Genomic DNA, 1,400 nt, shown 5'->3' with positions numbered 1-1,400 from the left:
CGGGCTTCGCCGCGGCAGGGGCCGTGCCGCCCTTCAGCGCGCCGGCATCCTCGCCCTCCTCCAAGAGGATGGCGATGACCTCATTGACCGGCACGTTCTCGGTGCCCTCGGCTACCAGGATCTTGCCGATGGTGCCCTCGTCGACGGCCTCGACCTCCATGGTCGCCTTGTCGGTCTCGATCTCGGCGATCACGTCGCCCGACTTGACCTTGTCGCCTTCCTTCTTGTGCCAGGTGGCGAGCGTGCCCTCGGTCATCGTCGGCGACAGCGCCGGCATCAGAATGTTGATCGTCATCGATCCCTCCCCTGTCCCGTGCCGGGCCTAGCGGTAGCAGGCGGCCTTGGCCGCCTCGACGATGTGCGAGGCCTGGGGCAGCGCGAGATGCTCCAGGTTGGCGGCATAGGGCAGAGGCACGTCGACCGAGCAGACGCGCCCGACCGGGGCGTCGAGATAGTCGAAGGCGTGCTCCATCATCAGCGCCGCCAGCTCCGACCCGATGCCGGCGAAGGGCCAGCTCTCCTCGGCCGAGACCAGGCGGTTGGTCTTCTTGACCGAGTTGACGATGGTCTCGACATCCAGCGGCCGGATGGTGCGCAGGTCGATGACCTCGGCGTCGATGCCCTCTGCGGCCAGCGTCTCGGCCGCCTCCAGCGCCTTGCCGACCATGATCGAATAGGCGGTGATGGTGACGTCCTTGCCCGGGCGCACGACCTTGGCGCGGCCGATCGGGACGATGAAGTCGGGATCCTCCGGCACGTCGAAGCTCTGGCCGTAGAGGATCTCGTTCTCCAGGAAGATCACCGGGTTCGGATCGCGGATCGCCGACTTCAGCAGGCCCTTGGCATCGGCCGCGGACCAGGGCGCCACCACCTTCATGCCCGGACAGTGGGCGTACCAGCTGGCATAGTCCTGGCTGTGCTGGGCGCCGACGCGGGCGGCGGCGCCGTTCGGGCCGCGGAACACGATCGGGCTGCCCATCTGGCCGCCGGACATGTACAGCGTCTTGGCCGCCGAGTTGATGATCTGGTCGATCGCCTGCATGGCGAAGTTGAAGGTCATGAATTCGACGATCGGGCGCAGCCCCGAATAGGCGGCGCCGACGCCGAGGCCGGCGAAGCCGTGCTCGGTGATCGGGGTGTCGATCACGCGCTTGGCGCCGAACTCCTCCAGCAGGCCCTGGCTGACCTTGTAAGCACCCTGGTACTCCGCCACCTCCTCGCCCATCAGGAACACGGTCGCGTCGCGCCGCATCTCCTCGGCCATGGCGTCGCGCAGCGCCTCGCGCACGGTGATGCGTTTGGTCTTGGCGAAGAACCTGTCCTCGTCGGTGGCCGGCGGCGCCTTGGTCGCCGGCGGCGTGGCCGGGGCGGCGGGCGCCCGGGCCTCGGCCTTCGGCGCC

At 68.7% G+C, this 1,400-nt stretch carries 2 protein-coding genes; both read right to left on the bottom strand.

What is annotated here, in order from left to right:
• The coding region (locus tag P409_RS34340; protein WP_034849345.1) for a biotin/lipoyl-containing protein at positions 1-295 on the bottom strand (295 nt) is incomplete at its 3' end.
• A 27-nt stretch (positions 296-322) separates the two neighbouring features.
• Positions 323-1,400 (bottom strand): pyruvate dehydrogenase complex E1 component subunit beta (locus tag P409_RS34335; RefSeq protein ID WP_052121710.1); only part of this gene is annotated, 1,078 nt, incomplete at its 5' end.

The organism is Inquilinus limosus MP06 (assembly GCF_000767795.1).
GTDB classification, from domain to species: domain Bacteria; phylum Pseudomonadota; class Alphaproteobacteria; order DSM-16000; family Inquilinaceae; genus Inquilinus; species Inquilinus limosus_E.
Note: the sequence above shows the minus strand (reverse complement) of the source record. Positions and strands in the feature narration are given on the sequence as shown.